Source organism: Paractinoplanes brasiliensis (assembly GCF_004362215.1).
Lineage (GTDB): Bacteria > Actinomycetota > Actinomycetes > Mycobacteriales > Micromonosporaceae > Actinoplanes > Actinoplanes brasiliensis.
The window spans coordinates 5,076,126-5,091,455 of the sequence record NZ_SNWR01000001.1 but is presented as its reverse complement, the minus strand read 5'-3'; the positions used below and the strand labels follow the sequence as shown (position 1 = coordinate 5,091,455).

At 71.1% G+C, this 15,330-nt stretch carries 14 protein-coding genes; 3 read left to right on the top strand and 11 right to left on the bottom strand.

All coding sequences use genetic code 11. The annotated features are described in order from the left end of the window. Window positions 1-36: 36 nt before the first annotated feature. Window positions 37-3,072 (bottom strand): EAL domain-containing protein, encoded by a 3,036-nt coding sequence (locus tag C8E87_RS23210; RefSeq protein WP_133875053.1) that lies wholly within the window; start codon window positions 3,070-3,072, stop codon window positions 37-39. An 86-nt stretch (window positions 3,073-3,158) separates the two neighbouring features. On the opposite strand from C8E87_RS23210, the gene C8E87_RS23205 reads away from it, so the two are divergent. Next, entirely contained in the window at window positions 3,159-3,797 is a 639-nt protein-coding gene (locus C8E87_RS23205) for a class I SAM-dependent methyltransferase (protein ID WP_133875052.1), read from the top strand. Here C8E87_RS23205 and C8E87_RS23200 read toward each other — a convergent pair. Further along, window positions 3,787-4,404, bottom strand: coding sequence for a TetR/AcrR family transcriptional regulator (locus C8E87_RS23200; protein ID WP_239079889.1), 618 nt, complete (start codon window positions 4,402-4,404; stop codon window positions 3,787-3,789). The two genes, C8E87_RS23205 and C8E87_RS23200, sit on opposite strands and share 11 nt — an antisense overlap. A 78-nt stretch (window positions 4,405-4,482) precedes the next feature. Between C8E87_RS23200 and C8E87_RS23195 the strand changes: the two genes are divergently transcribed. Further along, window positions 4,483-5,577 carry an FAD-dependent oxidoreductase gene (locus C8E87_RS23195; protein ID WP_133875050.1) on the top strand — a complete coding sequence of 365 codons (1,095 nt, stop codon included), beginning with the start codon at window positions 4,483-4,485 and terminating at the stop codon, window positions 5,575-5,577. Here C8E87_RS23195 and C8E87_RS23190 read toward each other — a convergent pair. Both C8E87_RS23190 and C8E87_RS23185 read right to left on the bottom strand, forming a co-directional pair. Beyond that, complete coding sequence (locus C8E87_RS23190) at window positions 5,574-6,299, bottom strand: HAD family hydrolase (RefSeq protein ID WP_133875049.1); 726 nt, start codon at window positions 6,297-6,299, stop codon at window positions 5,574-5,576. The two genes, C8E87_RS23195 and C8E87_RS23190, sit on opposite strands and share 4 nt — an antisense overlap. A gap of 1 nt (window position 6,300) precedes the next feature. Further along, window positions 6,301-7,056, bottom strand: a complete 756-nt coding sequence (locus C8E87_RS23185) for an ROK family protein (protein ID WP_133875048.1) — start codon at window positions 7,054-7,056, stop codon at window positions 6,301-6,303. Between the two features lie 63 nt (window positions 7,057-7,119). On the opposite strand from C8E87_RS23185, the gene C8E87_RS23180 reads away from it, so the two are divergent. Continuing rightward, window positions 7,120-7,914, top strand: coding sequence for a TrmH family RNA methyltransferase (locus C8E87_RS23180; RefSeq protein WP_133875047.1), 795 nt, complete (start codon window positions 7,120-7,122; stop codon window positions 7,912-7,914). Here the strand turns inward: C8E87_RS23180 and C8E87_RS23175 are convergent. The 7 genes from C8E87_RS23175 to C8E87_RS23140 form a co-directional block, all read right to left on the bottom strand. After that, a complete protein-coding gene (locus C8E87_RS23175) occupies window positions 7,911-8,813 on the bottom strand; it encodes a DNA-3-methyladenine glycosylase family protein (RefSeq protein WP_133875046.1) in 903 nt (300 codons plus the stop codon). The genes C8E87_RS23180 and C8E87_RS23175 overlap by 4 nt on opposite strands. A 290-nt stretch (window positions 8,814-9,103) precedes the next feature. Next, complete coding sequence (locus C8E87_RS23170) at window positions 9,104-10,381, bottom strand: Pecanex-like protein 1 (protein ID WP_133875045.1); 1,278 nt, start codon at window positions 10,379-10,381, stop codon at window positions 9,104-9,106. A gap of 42 nt (window positions 10,382-10,423) precedes the next feature. Beyond that, on the bottom strand, window positions 10,424-11,176 hold the full coding sequence (locus C8E87_RS23165; RefSeq protein ID WP_307870513.1) for a DUF4142 domain-containing protein: 753 nt from the start codon (window positions 11,174-11,176) through the stop codon (window positions 10,424-10,426). 98 nt (window positions 11,177-11,274) lie between these two features. After that, complete coding sequence (locus C8E87_RS23160) at window positions 11,275-11,979, bottom strand: COG4315 family predicted lipoprotein (protein ID WP_203720473.1); 705 nt, start codon at window positions 11,977-11,979, stop codon at window positions 11,275-11,277. A gap of 208 nt (window positions 11,980-12,187) precedes the next feature. Then, window positions 12,188-12,970 carry an anti-sigma factor family protein gene (locus tag C8E87_RS23155; protein ID WP_133875042.1) on the bottom strand — a complete coding sequence of 261 codons (783 nt, stop codon included), beginning with the start codon at window positions 12,968-12,970 and terminating at the stop codon, window positions 12,188-12,190. Further along, a complete protein-coding gene (locus tag C8E87_RS23150; RefSeq protein WP_133875041.1) occupies window positions 12,967-13,650 on the bottom strand; it encodes a sigma-70 family RNA polymerase sigma factor in 684 nt (227 codons plus the stop codon). The genes C8E87_RS23155 and C8E87_RS23150 overlap by 4 nt, the downstream gene beginning before the upstream one ends. 891 nt (window positions 13,651-14,541) lie before the next feature. Then, window positions 14,542-15,330 (bottom strand): class I SAM-dependent methyltransferase, encoded by a 789-nt coding sequence (locus C8E87_RS23140; protein ID WP_133875039.1) that lies wholly within the window; start codon window positions 15,328-15,330, stop codon window positions 14,542-14,544.

Here is a 15,330-nt window from a genome sequence, read left to right as displayed (position 1 = left end):
GAGGCGACCGGCAGAGCGCGACCGGCAAGACCCGGATCAGGCGACCAGCGGAAGCGGGCTGCCCCCGGTCATGAGGCTCAGCGCCTCGGTGCCGTCGAGCGGGTTCGACAACAGATAACCCTGCCCCAGCAGGCAACCCAGCTCGATCAGCGTGTCCCGGTGGGCGGTGTCCTCGATGCCTTCGGCGATCACGGTCAGACCCAGCGACCGCGCGAGCGTGACGAGCCCGGTGACCAGCGTCTTGTCGTCCAGGAACGTCCTGTCGATCTTCACGACGTCGAGCGGGCGGCGGCGCAGGTCGCCGGGGGCCGAGTGGCCGGTGCCGAAGTCGTCGATCGCGATGCCGACGCCGAGGTCGTGCAGCACGGCCAGATCTTCCCAGATCGCGTCGTGTTCGCCGGCCAGCAGGTGCTCCGAGAGCTCCAGCATGAGGGCCTGCGGCGGCACACCGGCGTACGCGAGCGCTTGTTTGACCTGTTCGACGAAGGCGCCGTCGCGGAACTGGCGGGCCGAGACGTTGACGCTCACGTACGGGCGCCGGCTGCGCGGCAGCGTGCGCCACCACTGCGCCACCGTGTGCAGGGCCTGGTCGAGCACCCAGCGGCCCATCGGCACGACCAGCCCGCTCTCCTCGGCGACCTCCAGGAACTCGGCCGGCGCGATGATCCCGCGGGTCGGGTGGTGCCAGCGCACCAGCGCCTCGAAGCCCACCGCCTGGTCCGTCGTGAGGTCGACCACCGGGTGGTACGCCAGCAGGAAGTGCCCCTCGTGCACCGCGTGGTCGAGGGCCGAGCGCAGTTCCAGCCGCGCCACCATCGCGTTGTGCAGGTGGGCCTGGTAGCGGCGCCACTGGTTCTTGCCGGCGCCCTTGGCCACGTACAGGGCCAGGTCGGCCTGGCGCAGCAGCTCATCGGCGGTGTCGGCCTCGGGCGTGGTGGTGATGCCGATGCTGGCGACCGCGGTCAGCTCGGAGCCGTCGTCGAGCACGATCGGTTCGGCCATCGCGGCCAGGATCCGCTGGGCCGTCTCCTCGACCGCGCCCGGGTCCTGCACGTTCTCGACCAGCGCGGCGAACTCGTCGCCGCCGAGCCGGGCCGCGGTGTCGTCGGCCCGCAGCGCGCCCGCGATCCGGTTGGCCACGCCGATCAGCAGCTGGTCGCCGACCGCGTGCCCGAGCGTGTCGTTGACCTTCTTGAAGTCGTCGAGGTCGATGAAGAGGACGCCCACCACCGAGCCGTCGCGGGCGCCGCGGGCCAGGGCGTGGCCGAGCCGGTCGTGGAACAGCACCCGGTTGGCCAGCCCGGTCATCGCGTCGTGGAACACCCGGTGGGTCAGTTCGGCCTCGAGCCGGCGCCGCTCGGTCACGTCCCGCAGGGTGATCACGAGCGCGGCCACGGTCGGGTCGGAGCGCAGGTCCTGGCCGTGCATTTCGAGCACGACGTCGGCCAGGCCGTGAAAATCCAGACCCTCCTTGAAACCTTCCCCCGTACGCAGGGAAGCCAGCACCTCGGTCAGGCGGGAGCGCTCGGCCGGGTGGATCACGGCGGGCAGCAGCAGCCCCGTCGGGTCCCCGCCCAGCACGGCCGTGGCGGACGGGCTCGCGTACCGGACCAGGTCCTCCTCGTCGACGATGAGGATCACGTCGGAGGTCTTCTGCACGAGCGTACGGAAATAGGTTTCGCTGTTGCGGCGGATGACCTCCTGGCTGAGCCCGATCCGTTCGAGGGCCAGGGCGGCCTGGGTCGCCAGCACCTCGATCGAGCGCGACAGCCCGGACAGGGCCGGTGTCGGGGCGGCGACGTGCAGCACGCCCAGCAGCGGGTCACCGGTCGGCCGGTCGGCCAGCACCAGCGGGCAGCGCAGCGTCATCGGGAAGTTGGCCAGCCGCACCGAGACCGCCCAGTCGACGTCGCGGGTGGGGATCATCCGCGCGGCTGTCCCGGCCGACCTGTCGATCGCCGCCTGCTGGGCCGCCTCGGGGGCGAGCGGCCCGTGCTGGGCGATGGTCACGGCCAGCACGACGGCATGCCCGGTGTCCGGGGGCAGCAGATGAGCCACCGCCGTACGGACGGCGTCCGCGACCTGGTCGGTGTCGGCCGCGGAGACCAGCGCCGCCGACGCCCCGCGCAGCGCCCGTTCCCGGGCCAGCGCCTGCCGGTGGCCGGCCATGATGTCGGCCATCCGCACGAGCACCAGCAGGAACGTCAGGGCGCTGAGCGTGGCCACGACGGTCAGGTCGGGCACCTCGCCGTCGCGCCCCATGCGCACCACCAGCACGACCGGCGCCACCATCGAGGCGACCCCGAGCAGGGCGAGACGGCCCCGGCCGAGCTGGGCCACGGGCAGCCCGGCGGGCCGGTCGAGCTCGGCCATCGACGGGTGCAGGGCAGCCAGGCCGGCCGCGGCGTAGAGCGCGATCCGGCCCAGGCCGAGCACGGTGGTGGGGCCGTCGAGCAGCGACATCTCGTACCCGATGTCGCCGAGCAGCAGGAGCACCAGCCCCGCGCCGAGCAGGCGGCCGGCGCGGGCGGTGACGCCGCTGACGAGGAACCGGGCCAGCATGCCGACCAGCACCAGGTCGCCGAGGGGGAACGCGATCCGCTGCCAGGCCGGTGCCGTCGCCGCCTGCACGTTCGGGCCGATCAGGAAGCTCCACGTGAGCAGCGCGACAGCGGCCGTGACGGTGAGCGAGTCGAGGACCGCGGCCCGATCGCGGGGGTCGCCGGGGCGGCGGCGCAGGAAGGCCACCAGCATGACGGCGAGCGCGGGGTATCCGGCCAGCACCAGCAGCGAGCCGATGTCGGCCAGGCCGGGCAGGCTGGCGTGCACCGAACCGGGCGCGCGGTACATCGCCGTGCCGGCCACCGAGAGGGTGATCGCGGTGGTCAGCATGACCCACGGGAAGCGGTGGGCGGGCCGGTTCCGGCGTACCCCGAGCGTCACCACGACCGCGGCGGTGATCCCGGCGAGCAGGCGCACCGGTGTCTGCGCGCCGGCCGGAACCAGCACGAACAGCACCGCGAGCACCGCCATCCAGCCGCCGAAGAGGGCGGCGGCCCAGCGAGCCGGCATGGGGGTTCCTTTTCCGTGGGGTGACCTGCTGTGTCATCTGATCGGTCCGGCGCGGCCCGGCTTGAGGAACCGGGCACAATCGTCTGGTGCTCCTGGAGTTCATTCGCGGCAACACGACCCCCGCCCCCGTCCCGTTCGTCCCCGAGATCACCCTTTTTCAGGCGGACGAGCCGATAGCGCTCTGGGAAAAGACCGAGGCCGCCGGCGTGGCCCAGCCGCCACCGTTCTGGGCGTTCGCCTGGGCCGGCGGTCAGGCCCTGGCCCGGCATGTGCTCGACCACCCGGAGCTGGTCGCGGGCCGATCGGTGCTCGACTTCGCCACCGGTTCGGGCCTGGTCGCCGTGGCCGCGGCGGTGGCCGGCGCCCACCCGGTGACAGCCAACGACATCGACCCGTACTCGCTGGCCGCGGCCGCCGCGAACGCCGCCGCCAACAACGTCGACGTCATCGCGCTGGAGGAGGACATCCTCGACGCGGCCAACGACGAGTACGGGGTGATCCTGGCCGGCGACGTCTTCTACAGCCGCGAGATGGCCGCCCGCGTGCTGCCCTTCCTGCGCCGGGCGGCCGGCCGCGGCGCCCTGGTGCTGGTGGGCGACCCGGGCCGGGCCTACCTGCCCGATTCGGGCCTGATCGAGCGGGCCGCGTACGACATCCCGGTGCCGGTCTCGCTGGAGAGCGTCCCGGCCCGCCACACCAAGGTCTGGCAGCTGATCAACCGCTGATCCCGCGTAGGAAGATGTCCACCCCGGCCAGGAACTGGGCCCGGTCGTCGTGTCCGGGCAACAGCGCAGCCGCCTCCTGCACCAGCGGATCGTCGTCGCTGCCCGCCCACTCCGCGGCCAGCGCTTCAAGGTAGTCCTCGCGCGCGGACTCGCCGGCTGCCTGCCGGGCGCCTGCGGCGTGCTGGGCCGCCGCGCCGAGCACGTAGTTGACCAGGGCCGCGCCTGCGTCGGACAGTGCCGTCCCGGCCAGCCCGTGCGTACGCAGCCCCACCCCGACGCTCTTGAAGATCCGCAGGACGGCGGGCTGCGAGGGATCACGGGCGAGCTGCGCCCCCAGCCACGGATGCACGTCGATCGCGTCGAAAATGCCGAGGGCCAGATCCCGTACGGAATCGCCTGTCACCACTGCCCGGATGACGTCGTCGGCGGCCGCGGCAAGCAGCTCCTCCTTGTTCGTGACGTGGTGATAGATCGCGCCCCGGCCGGTCGAGAGGTGAGCGGTGACCGCCCGCAGGGTCAGGCCTCCCTCACCCTTCGTGTCGAGGATCCGGACGGCCGCCTCGACGATGCGCTCGCGGGACAGTGCGTCGCTGCGCCGGGGTGTCATGGGCACCATCTTGACAGACTTGGACCGGCGGTCCAATAGTGGAGTGAATGGACCGCCGGTCCAACGAAAGGGAACACCATGACGACTCCCGTCACGATCGTCGGCGCCGGGCTCGGTGGGCTCACCCTCGCCCGGGTCCTGCACCTGCACGGCGTCCCAGCCACCGTCTACGAGTCGGAGCCCTCCCCCGGCGCGCGCACCCAGGGCGGCCAGCTCGATCTGCACGAGCACAACGGGCAGCTCGCCCTGGAGATCGCCGGGCTGACCCGGGAGTTCCGCTCGATCGTCCACCGGGGCGGCAGCGCCCAGCGGGTCCTCGACCGGCACGGCACTCTGCTGGCCGAGATTCCCGACGACGGCTCCATGACCCGTCCCGAGGCGCTGCGCGGCGACATCCGGCGCATCCTGCTGGAATCGCTGCCGGCCGGGACCGTACGGTGGGGGAAGAAACTACGGGCTGCGGCGCCCCTCGGTGGCGGGCGCCACGAGCTCACGTTCGCGGACGGGTCGACCATGGTGTCCGAGTTGCTGGTGGGGGCCGACGGCACCTGGTCCAGGGTGCGGGCGCTGCTCTCGGACGACACGCCGACCTACACCGGCCTCAGCTACATCGACACCTACCTGCACGACGTCGACGAACGCCACCCCGCCGCGGCCGAGACGGTCGGGAGCGGCGCCATGTACGCCCTCACGCCCGGCCAGGGATTCCTCGCACACCGGGAGGCGGGCAACGTCATCCACACGTACGTGGTCCTCAGCCGCCCGGTCGAGTGGTTCGCCCGCACCGGCCTGGCCCGGGAACGCATCGCCGCCGAGTTCGACGGCTGGGCGCCCGAGCTGGTCTCGTTGATCGCCGACAGCGACACGGCACCCGTGCTGCGCAGCATTCATGCCCTGCCCGACGGGCACCGGTGGAACCCGACGCCCGGGGTCACCCTGCTCGGCGACGCGGCGCACGTGACAGTGCCCGGCGGGGAGGGCGCGAACATCGCGATGCTCGACGGCGCGGAACTGGGCCAGGCGATCGCCGCGGGCCCTCGCACAGCCGTCACCGCGTACGAGAAAATCATGTTCCGCCGTGGCGAGGCCGAGGCCGTGGCCGCCCGCGAGACCGTCGAGCTGATCTTCGGGGCGGGTGCGCCGGACGGGCTCGTCAGCCTGCTGAACGCCTAGGCACACTCCTGCAGCAGGGCCTTCAGGGCGTGGCCGTCCTCGACCGTGTCGTCGGGAGGTGGGCCGCCGGGCTCGGTGGCCGTGCGGGGTGAAGGCATCAGGATGACCCGGCCGACACCCGCGCGGCGGCCGCAGACGATGTCCCGGCGCGGGGTGTCGCCGACGAACCAGCAGGCGGCCGGGTCGACGCCCAGCTCGTCGGTGGCGTTCCAGATCATCTGCGGGTTGGGTTTGCGGACACCCGCCTCGTCGCTGTAGATCTGCACGGCGAACAGCTCGCCCAGCTGCGACTTGTCGAGGAAGTGGCGGTGGGCGGCCCCCGACAGCGTGTTCGAGACCACGGCCAGCGGGATGCCGGCCCCGTACGCGTACCGCAACGCCTCCACGATCCCGGGACGGACCGCCCAACTGTCCCGCCACGCCCACTCGTAGCTCAGTTTGCGCACGGCGCCGCGTACGGGGATCTGAGCCGCCGGAGGCCACCCGTGCAGGATGAACCGTTCCCACACCTCGGCCTGGCTCAGCTCGTCCGGCCAGTCCTCGTCGCGCCAGGCGGCATAGGCGGCCGCGCCCTCGGTGAGCGAACGCTGGATCTCGCCCGGGGTCAGCGCGCCGCCGACCAGGTTGAAGACGCGCAGCACGAGGCCGGGCGGCGCCGTCCGTTGCGGGGGCGCATCGGCCAGCACACCGCCGAAGTCGAGCAGGACCGCCGCGGGACGCATGTCAGCGGGACGCGTTGAGGGTCCAGGCACGCACCCCGCCCACGATGCCGGCCGTGTTCGGCACCACCACCACGTCGTCACCCATCCGCGCGAGCTGCGTCGGGGTGATCAGGCGGGAGTTGCCGCCGCCGAGGTAGAGCCTGTCCCACAGGAAAACCGGCCGCAGCCCCTCGACGACGTTACGTACCCGCCGGGACCAGAGGGCGTCACCGAGCCGACGGCGCTCATGCTCACCGATGTACGTGTCGTAGGACATCCCCCACCGTACGGGGGCCTGGCTCAGCTCCAGGTGCGGCGCGAGCGCCCCGCCGTCGAAGAGCGCGCAGCCCAGTCCCGTACCCAAGGTCAGCACCAGCTCACAACCCGCGCCCGCGACCACCCCGGCCCCGTGCACCTCGGCGTCGTTGAGCACCAGGGTCGGCCGGCCGAACGCGTCCTCGAGCGCGGTGCGGGCGTCGAAACCGAACCACGCGTCCTGCAGCTCAGGGTCGATCTTCGTACGGGGGCCGGAGCGGGTGATGTAGTGCGGGGTCGCCACCACGACGCCGTGACGCAGCATGCCCGGCATGCCCACGGTCACCCGGTCGTGCGTGGGCAGACGCTCACCGAGCTGCACCAACGTCTTGACGAACAGCTCGGGCGGCAACGGATAGGGGGTCGGGACGCGCAACGGCTGTGCCCGCATCGTGCCCGCCTCGTCGAGCACCGAACCCTTGATGCCACCGCCGCCACAGTCGATCGTCAGGGTGAAAGCCACGCCGCCAGTGTGCATGGAGTACACCTCCTCGCACAGCAATTGTTACCCGGTATCGTCGCTGCGGTGTCGAGGGCTGTCCGGGTGAGCACCCGTAACGCGAGTTTCCAGCAGTGGCAGGCGCTGCTCACCAACCGCACCAAGCGGCATCGGGCGGGCGAGTTCCTGGTGCACGGCGTACGCCCGATCACGCTCGCCGCCGAGCACGGCTGGGAGATCCGCGACCTGATCTACCCCGATCGGCAGTCGCTGTCGGGCTGGGCGCGCGACATGCTCGACCGTACCGGCGCACGCCCGGTGGCGATGGACCCCGCGCTGGTCGCCGAGCTGGCCGGCAAGGAGTCGGCCGAGCTGATCGCCGTGGTCGGCCTGCCCGCGCCGCCCCCGCTGCCCGACGCCGACCTTGTGGTGGTCTTCGACCGGCCGTCCGCCCCCGGCAACATCGGCACGCTGATCCGCTCGGCCGACGCGTTCGGCGCCGCCGCTGTCGTCGTGACCGGGCACGCCGCCGACCCGTACGACCCCAAATCCGTACGGGCCAGCACGGGTTCGCTGTTCGCCCTGCCGGTCCTGCAGCTCGACCGTCCCGATCCGCTGCTCGACTGGGCCGCGCGGGGCGGGGTGCAGCTGGTCGGCACCGACGAGCACGGCGCCGTCGACGTGGCCGACCACGACCTGACCGGCCCGACCGCGCTGCTGATCGGCAACGAGACGAACGGGCTCAGCGCGGCCTGGCGGGCGGCCGCCGACGTGCTGGTCCGTATCCCGATCACGGGGGCGGCCAGCTCCCTCAACGCCGCCGCCGCGGCCACGGTCATCCTGTACGAAACCGCCCGCCAGCGGTCCCGCTCACGGGGTTAGAACTTCGCGAACGAGCGGATCGGCATGCGGGGGCCGAACTTGGGGGCGCCGAGGCCGCCGTGGGCGAACAGGTCGCAGACCCGGCCGCGGTGACCCGTGAACGGGGCGAGCAGTTCCAGCATGCGCTCGTCGGTGCCGCGTGCCTCGCCGGCCAGTGCCCACGCCACGGTGTTGGGGATGTGGAAGTCGCCCACGCTGACCGCGTCGGGATCCCCGTACGCCACCCGCACCACCTCGGCCGCCGTCCACGGGCCGATGCCGGGCAACGCAGTCAGGCGGGCGGTGGCCTCGGCCGAGCCGGCGCAGCGTTCCAGCCTGCCGGCGACCAGGGCGGCGCGTTGCAGTGCCTGGGTGCGGCGCTGCTCGACCCCGTACGGGTGGAACACCCAGTACGGCGTCGCGGCGATCACGGCCGGGTCGGGCGGAAGCATCAGCTCGATCGGGCCGGGGGCGGGCTCGCTGAGCTTCGTGCAGATCATCCGGTACGCCCGGTGGGCCTCCTTGCCGGTGACCTTCTGCTCGAGGACCGCCCGCAGCACGCTTCGGAAAACCAGGCCGGTGGCCGGCATGCGTACGCCCGCGAAGGTCTTGGCCAGGCGCGCCACGAGCGGATGGGACGCGGCGAGGGCCGGGAAACCGCTCAGGTCGTCACGGAGACCGGCGATCGCGTCGGCCCGGTCGAGCGCCCAGCCGGCGGCGGGACCGTAGCCGGTGGCCAGCAGACCGTCGCCGTCGCGGTGCAGGTGCAACGTGGCCGGGCCGTCGGGGGTGCGCAGCGCCAGCCAGAAGTCGTTGCCGGTGAAACGGCCGCAGGGGTCGTGCTTGGGGACCAGCAACGGCCGGACCGAGGCGGCGAACTGGTAGCGCTCGGGGACGGTCAGCCTGCGGGTCGAACTCACCGGAACACTGTGCCACCTTCGCGGACCGATGCCCACTCGCCCGGCTTGCGCCGCGATCCCTGGACAGGCCGATGGCCCTGACCGCGCTCCCGGTCAGGGCCATCGGAAGGGCGACCGGACACCCGAGTTGGTCCGGACCGCCATGGAGCTGCCGCTCTGTCGTCCATCAGGGGGAAGGACGAGCGTCCCGAAGTCGATGGGGGGCCCTGCCCGGGACGGAGGTCATGTCGGTGACCTCCTCCCGTTCAGGTTCGCCTCCGGGATACGCGGCGTGGCTCCTAGTTCTTTTGTCAGCGGCCGCCGCGGCGTCCGCCGTTGCCGACCTGGATCCGCACCGTGTCGAAGGCGGGCGTCTGGTTGGCCCGGACCATCATCGGGATGCGGTGCGAGCCGTCACCGGCCCACGAGGCGCACTGCGCGGTGCCGGCCTGCGGCAGACCCGGAACCTGGATCTGCACCGTGTCGGGCTGCGCGCCACCCCGGCTGTCCTCGGTCGCCACGAAGAACGCGGGGACCGGGTCGGGCGCGGGGGCCTCGTTGGTGCTGGCCAGCATGCGGCAGGCGGTGTGGAAGTGACCGCGGACCAGGCCGTTGGCCAGGACCGAGCTCTCCACGTAGTAACCACCCTGGCCGGCCGCGAGGAACCGGTCACGGATCAGGTTGCGGGTGCTGACGCTCAGCGTGAACGGCTGGTTGACACCGACCGCGCGGGGCGCGTTCGTGATCAGCAGGCTCGGGTTGGCGTTGGCCTCGCCGACCTCACCGAACTCGGTCGAGACGCAGCGGCTGCCTTCCTGGAAGCCGTTGTGCGGGGTCAGGTTGCTGGTCTCGCAGCTGTTGGTCAGAACGCCCAGCCCGGCGCCCGGAGGCGGGGTGGTCTCGCCACCGTTGCCCTGGTCGCCACCGTTGCCCTGGTCGCCGTTGCCCTGGCCGTTGTCGCCGCCCTGGCCGTTGTCGCCGCCCTGGTCGCCGCCGTTGCCCTGCTCGCCGCCGTTGCCCTGGCCGTTGTCGCCACCCTGGTCACCGCCGTTGTTGCCCTCGCCGCCGTTACCCTGCTCGCCGCCGTTGCCCTGGCCGTTGTCGCCGCCCTGGTCGCCGCCGTTGTTGCCCTCCTGGCCGTTGCCCTGGCCCTGGTCGCCGCCCTGCTCGCCACCGGCGTTGGGGTCGGCGGCGGGCGCCGTGCTCGCGGCCTCGGTCGGCGGGGTGGTCGGGTTGTCCTTCCCGTTGCCGACGTTGTTCATCACCCAGGTACGGCAGCGCTGGCGCAGCGTCTGGGTCGACACGGTGTCACCCGCGCCGTCGTCCGGGTGCTGGGTGACCTTGCCACCGTTGGTGGTGTACGTGCCGCGACGTGTCTCCGTGGAGAGCTTCGCGCGGTTGGGCGCCTGCACCTTGTCGCATGCGGACAGCGCCTTGCGCTGATTCCGGTCGGTGCTCGCGTTGGAGACCTGAGTGACGGTCACGATGCCGCCGAAGGCCACCAGCGTGGCAGCGACCGCAGCGATACGGCGCTTGCCACTGAACCAGTTGCTGCTCCTGGATGCGCGCCGGTACTTGGACCTTCGCATGGGGGTGACACCTTTCTGTTACGCGACTGGACCCGGCTGGGGCTACCGAGCCCGGAAGATGCGCATGGACGTGATGACGCCGGCCACGAGAGCGACCGCGAGTACGAGCAGGATCACGGTGGTGCTGACGCCCGGGATGCCGCCGCTGCTGCTGGCGGCCGCGAGCATCTGCCCGTCCACCGGGACCGGTCCACTGCCGGGGTTCGCGGGGGCGGGAGCTGTGGGAAGCGACGCGTAGTCGACGATGTTGCTCGACTCGAGCAGCGTCATGTGGGTCAGGACGAACTGGTTGGCCTCCTGGGCCAACTTGCGGACCGTGTCGTTCCGCGTCGTCGCCCGGATGGTGCCGATCGCCGGGAAGATCTTGCCGTGGGCGGCCCGGAGGCGGTCGATGAAGATCTGGTCGAACGTCGTGGCGTTCGCGTCCCTCATCTCCTGCAGCCAGAGCTCCTGATCGCCGTTCGGCTTGTTCGGCAGCTTGATGTTGAGCTTCTTGGCCGCCGCCCGGTCGAGGTTGTCCAGGACGACATGCTGGGCGGCGATCGACTTGCCGATCTGCACGACGCGCGGATCGTTCGACTTCTCCACGGCCATGTTGCCGGCCGGGACCTCCCAGAGCCCGGCCAGCCGGACCTTGATGACGAAGTCACGGTCGGCGTCGCTGATCGCGCCGACACCCTTGTTACTGAGGCCGTTCGAGCTCGGCACCGGCACCGGGCCGGCATCGCCGGGCGCCGCCTGAACCGGGCTGACCGGTGCGAGCACAAATGCCAGAGCCGCCGTTGAAATGCCCACCAACCAACGCGTCGAACGGCGCGATGAGCGAGTGGTAAGCATTTTCCTCTACCTCCGGGTCAGCGATTGTTGAACGAATTCCTGAAGCGGGGGACTGATCAGTAGCTGTAGTCGCTGCCAGTGCCGGAATCGTCACTCGAACCGGCGCCTCCGTCTTCCGCGGAATCGCCGGCCGGCGGGGCCACGGGCTTGGAGACCTTCGGCAGACAGGTGAGGTTCTTGGCGCCGTCGGGCTGGATCACGAACCAGGAGCCGTTGACGTTCTGGCCCTTCCAGTTGCCCGGCTTCTTGTCGCCGACGTAGGTGTAGAGCGGCCAGCCCTTGAGGGTGAGCTGCTTGCTGCCGTCAGCCCGGGTGACCGTGCCGACCAGCTTGGAGTCGACACCCTTGAGCTTCGGCTTGCCGTCGTTGGTGAGCGACGGCGGCCAGATTTCGGCGCACTCGCCGACGCAGTTCGACTTGGCCGGGCTGTTGCCGTCCTTGTCAAAGCGGTAGAGCACGAAGCCCTCGTCGTTGACGACGACCTTGCCCATCCGCGCGACCTTGCTGCCGGTCAGCGAGTTGGTCGCCTCGGCGTCACTGAGCTCGGGGGCGGCGTTCGGGTCGCCGGGGCCCTCAGTCGCGTTGGGGTCGGCCTCGGCCGCGGGGTCGCTCGTGGCAGCCGGGTCGGCGGCAGGGCCGTCGGTCGCCTCGGCGTTGGCGCCGGCCGGCACGGCCGAGTCGCCGTAGTCGGCCTCGTTGTATCCCTGCGGGGCGCAGCCGGTCACTGCGAACGCCGCGGCGATTGCGGCGCCGACGACCATCAACTTTCGCTTCTCCGGTACCACGTGCCCTCCAGGCTGTTTCTTCGTCTGGCGTTTCCGGGCTGTAGTACGCGGACGGGGTCGTGGCGGTTGAAGAAAGTTCCCATCAATTTCCGAGTTTTTGGCGAGACCTCACGGGACCTGCTGGCCTAAGGAAAAAGAAAGGACCCCGGCCGAAGGGCCGGGGTCCTTTTCCGTGCTGATCTGATTACGGAACGCGCACCAGGGTCTCGCCGGCGCCGTTCGCGGCGACCTCCTGCACCTGCACATGCGCGATCTCGTCGCGCGGGGTGGCGGTGACAGCCTGCAGCAGCAGCGGCTCGGAGTTCTTCGCCGTGCCCCAGCCGTTCTCCCCCACCGTCCACGAGACGAGCGGCTCGGTGGTGCCGTCGGTGTGCACGGCCACCAGCCGGCAGACCTTCGGGCCGGTGATGTTGCCGATCGAGAACGAGATCTGGGTGCCGAACGTCTTCTTCTCGAAGGCGACCGACGCCTGCACTCCGGAGCGTGGATCGGAACCGTCGAACCGCTCGCCCGTGAGGTCGGTCCCGCCGATGCCGGGGCCGCCGCCCGAGTTGGGCAACGGGTCCATCTGGCCCTCGCCACGCTGGGCCGTGTTGGTCGTCGCCGGGTTGTTGCTCTCGCCGCCGAAGACCTGACCACCCACGAAGAACGCGCCGATCGACAGCATCGCGAAGACGACGACCGCGGCGGCCAGGCTGTAGAGCCGCCGGCTGTTCGCCCGATGCCGCTCGTGACTGACCTCGCCGATCACCTTCTGCAGCATGAAGCCGTCGCGCCGGGCCTCCTCGGCGACGATCACGGAGTTCGCGTCGACGTCGGCCAGCAGATCGGCGACCTCGACGAAGGACTCCAACTCGTAAGCGCACCTCTGGCACTCGATGAGGTGGTCCTCGAAGCGTGCGGCGTCGTGCTCGTCAAGCACGCCCAACGCGTACGACGCGACGTCGAAGTGATCTTCCTGTGTCATTCGGTCACCCCCCGCTGCTGCAACGCGGTCCGCAACGCACGCAGAGCGTAATACACCCTTGACTTGGCAGTTCCCAGCGGAAGGTTGAGCTTTTCCGCCGCTTCCGGCACCGTGCGGCCCCGGAAGTAGGTCTCGATGAGAATCTCGCGGTGCGACTGGCTGAGCTCGCGCAGCGCGTCGGAGACCGTCATCGACTGAAGCACGCGGTCGGTGTCGTCGGCCTGGCTGGGGAAGCTCTCCAGCTCACGGTCGTACGTCTCGGCCGGCCGGGCGCTCGCGCTGCGGTGATCGTCGATCGCGATCCGCCGGGCGACGGTCACCAGCCACGGCCGCAGCGACTGCTGCCCCTGCGCGCCGAGCCGGTGCGCGTTGCGCCAGGCCCGGAGCAGGGTCTCCTGCACGATGTCTTCCGCGCGCTGCCGGTCACCGCCGGTCAGGCGCAGGACGAACATCAGCAGAGGGCCGGCGTGCTCCTCGTAGAGCATCTTGACCAGAGTGTCTTCGTGACTTGCCCCCGCCGGGGTCGCGGCCTCGTGCCGCGGCGCCTGCCGGGGAATCACCGAACCACCATCGCCCGCACTACGGCCTCCGTCGAGTGACTGCCACCGTCCATCGGAACGCTGCTGTGTCATCAGGCGCACCCCGCCCGGCGCCAGCCGATGTTCGGCCACCGCATGCATTGATACCTCCGCCCGGAGTTTTCCCCGTCGCCTGAGATACGGCCGGGAACCGCCCTCGGGATCAACGCGGACGGGAAAATTTCGGGGAGCGGTCTCAAACGGTCCTCCGGTCTCGTGTGGGGGGTCACGAGGCGCATGGATAGACGATGTGAATTCATCGATCTGCACCGATATGACTGTCAGGGCAGCCGAATAATACTCAGCCACACCGGTCTCATGAAACGCCCTTCTGAGCAGCCGTGACGCACCGGCGGTGCGGCGCTACCGCTGAGTAGGCAAGCCCTTCCGGAGCGTCCCCGTCGCCATGCATGGGAGCGCTCCCATCTCGGTCGCCGGCCCGTTCGGAGGACGTCTGCCCTCCATCCGGCCTGTTCACGTGATCCGTGTCGTAACCATCCCGGTTAGACCCATCTGTCGGATCTAACAGGTCGTTGGAGTCGCCACACAGCCTGTGGACAACTCGAAGCCCGCAATCCGGCACCGCCCTAGGATGTGGACAACCGCGCCCTCAGGACACCCCTTCTGCTTAGGGTGGGGTCCCCGGGTGGGGGTCCCCCTTGGTCGGGTGGGTAGGGCATGTTGGCGGAAATCAAGTCAGCCGGGCCGGAGCCCGGAGAGGCGGCCGAGTGTGCGGCCCGGCGGCAATGCCCGGCCCGACGGGAACGCCCGGCCCGACGGGAACGCCCGGCCCGACGGGAACGCCCGGCCCGACGGGAACGCCCGGCCCGACGGGAACGCCCGGCCCGACGGGAACGCCCAACCCAGCAGAACGCCCGGCCCGGCAGAACGCCCAACCCAGCAGATCGCCCACCTCCGGCAGAAACACACAGCCCGGCGGAAGCGCGCAGCCCGGTGCGCGAAACGCGGAGAGCCCTCGACACGACAGCCGGATCAAGCGGCCCGCCGCACCGCCGTGGTGGTCAGTGTCGTGAAGTGCATCGGAAAGCTTCCGCCCGCCGCGTCGATCACCCCGCCGATCGCCGCCGTCAACTCGGCCAGCTGCGGCGCCGGCAACCGCGTCAGCAACCCCTGCGTAGGCAACTGGTCGAGCCACTCGTCCCGCGTGCAGACCTGCGACCACTCAGCACTCCACCGCTCCGCCCCGGCGAAGGCTCCGGAAGCCCGGATCCCCTCCTCGGCCCGATCCCGCAGCCCCGCATACCCCTGCGCCGCCGACATTCCCCGTACGGAGGCCATCGGGCTCCCCGGCAGCAAACGCTCGTACACGTCGAGGAAGCCGTCCGCCACCGTGGATGAGGGCTGCCCGGCGTTCCAGAGCAACGCGAGCCGCCCACCCGGGCGCAGCGCCGAAGCAGCTGCGGCGGCCCCGGCGACAGGATCGACCCAGTGCCACGCCTGACCGGACACCACCCCGTCGAAGAGTCGTCCTGCGGGCTCCCAGTCCTCCAGCCGCGCCACCTCGACGTCGAATCCGGATTCACGCGCGAACGCGGCCATGCGCGGGTCCGGTTCGACGCCGAGGACGTCGCAGCCGACCGCGCGCAACTGCCGGGCCAGGATGCCGGTGCCGATGCCGACGTCGAGGACGGAGCGCCCGGGGAGGCCCGCGACGATGCGTTCGATCAGGGCGGCCGGGTACGACGGCCGGGTGCGGTCGTAGCGGGCCGCGTCGACCCCGAAGGACTCGGCGGCTTGGCGCTCACGGTGCGGAGTGGGCAT

What these genes read in the sequence shown, in the direction of transcription:
- C8E87_RS23210 (WP_133875053.1), bottom strand. Translation starts at nt 3,072, where the DNA reads ATGCCGGCTCGCTGGGCCGCCGCCCTCTTCGGCGGCTGGATGGCGGTG.
- C8E87_RS23200 (WP_239079889.1), bottom strand. Translation starts at nt 4,404, where the DNA reads ATGACACCCCGGCGCAGCGACGCACTGTCCCGCGAGCGCATCGTCGAG.
- C8E87_RS23195 (WP_133875050.1), top strand. Translation starts at nt 4,483, where the DNA reads ATGACGACTCCCGTCACGATCGTCGGCGCCGGGCTCGGTGGGCTCACC.
- C8E87_RS23190 (WP_133875049.1), bottom strand. Translation starts at nt 6,299, where the DNA reads ATGCGTCCCGCGGCGGTCCTGCTCGACTTCGGCGGTGTGCTGGCCGAT.
- C8E87_RS23170 (WP_133875045.1), bottom strand. Translation starts at nt 10,381, where the DNA reads ATGCGAAGGTCCAAGTACCGGCGCGCATCCAGGAGCAGCAACTGGTTC.
- C8E87_RS23160 (WP_203720473.1), bottom strand. Translation starts at nt 11,979, where the DNA reads ATGGTCGTCGGCGCCGCAATCGCCGCGGCGTTCGCAGTGACCGGCTGC.
- C8E87_RS23155 (WP_133875042.1), bottom strand. Translation starts at nt 12,970, where the DNA reads ATGACACAGGAAGATCACTTCGACGTCGCGTCGTACGCGTTGGGCGTG.
- C8E87_RS23150 (WP_133875041.1), bottom strand. Translation starts at nt 13,650, where the DNA reads ATGCATGCGGTGGCCGAACATCGGCTGGCGCCGGGCGGGGTGCGCCTG.
- C8E87_RS23140 (WP_133875039.1), bottom strand. Translation starts at nt 15,330, where the DNA reads ATGCCCACTCCGCACCGTGAGCGCCAAGCCGCCGAGTCCTTCGGGGTC.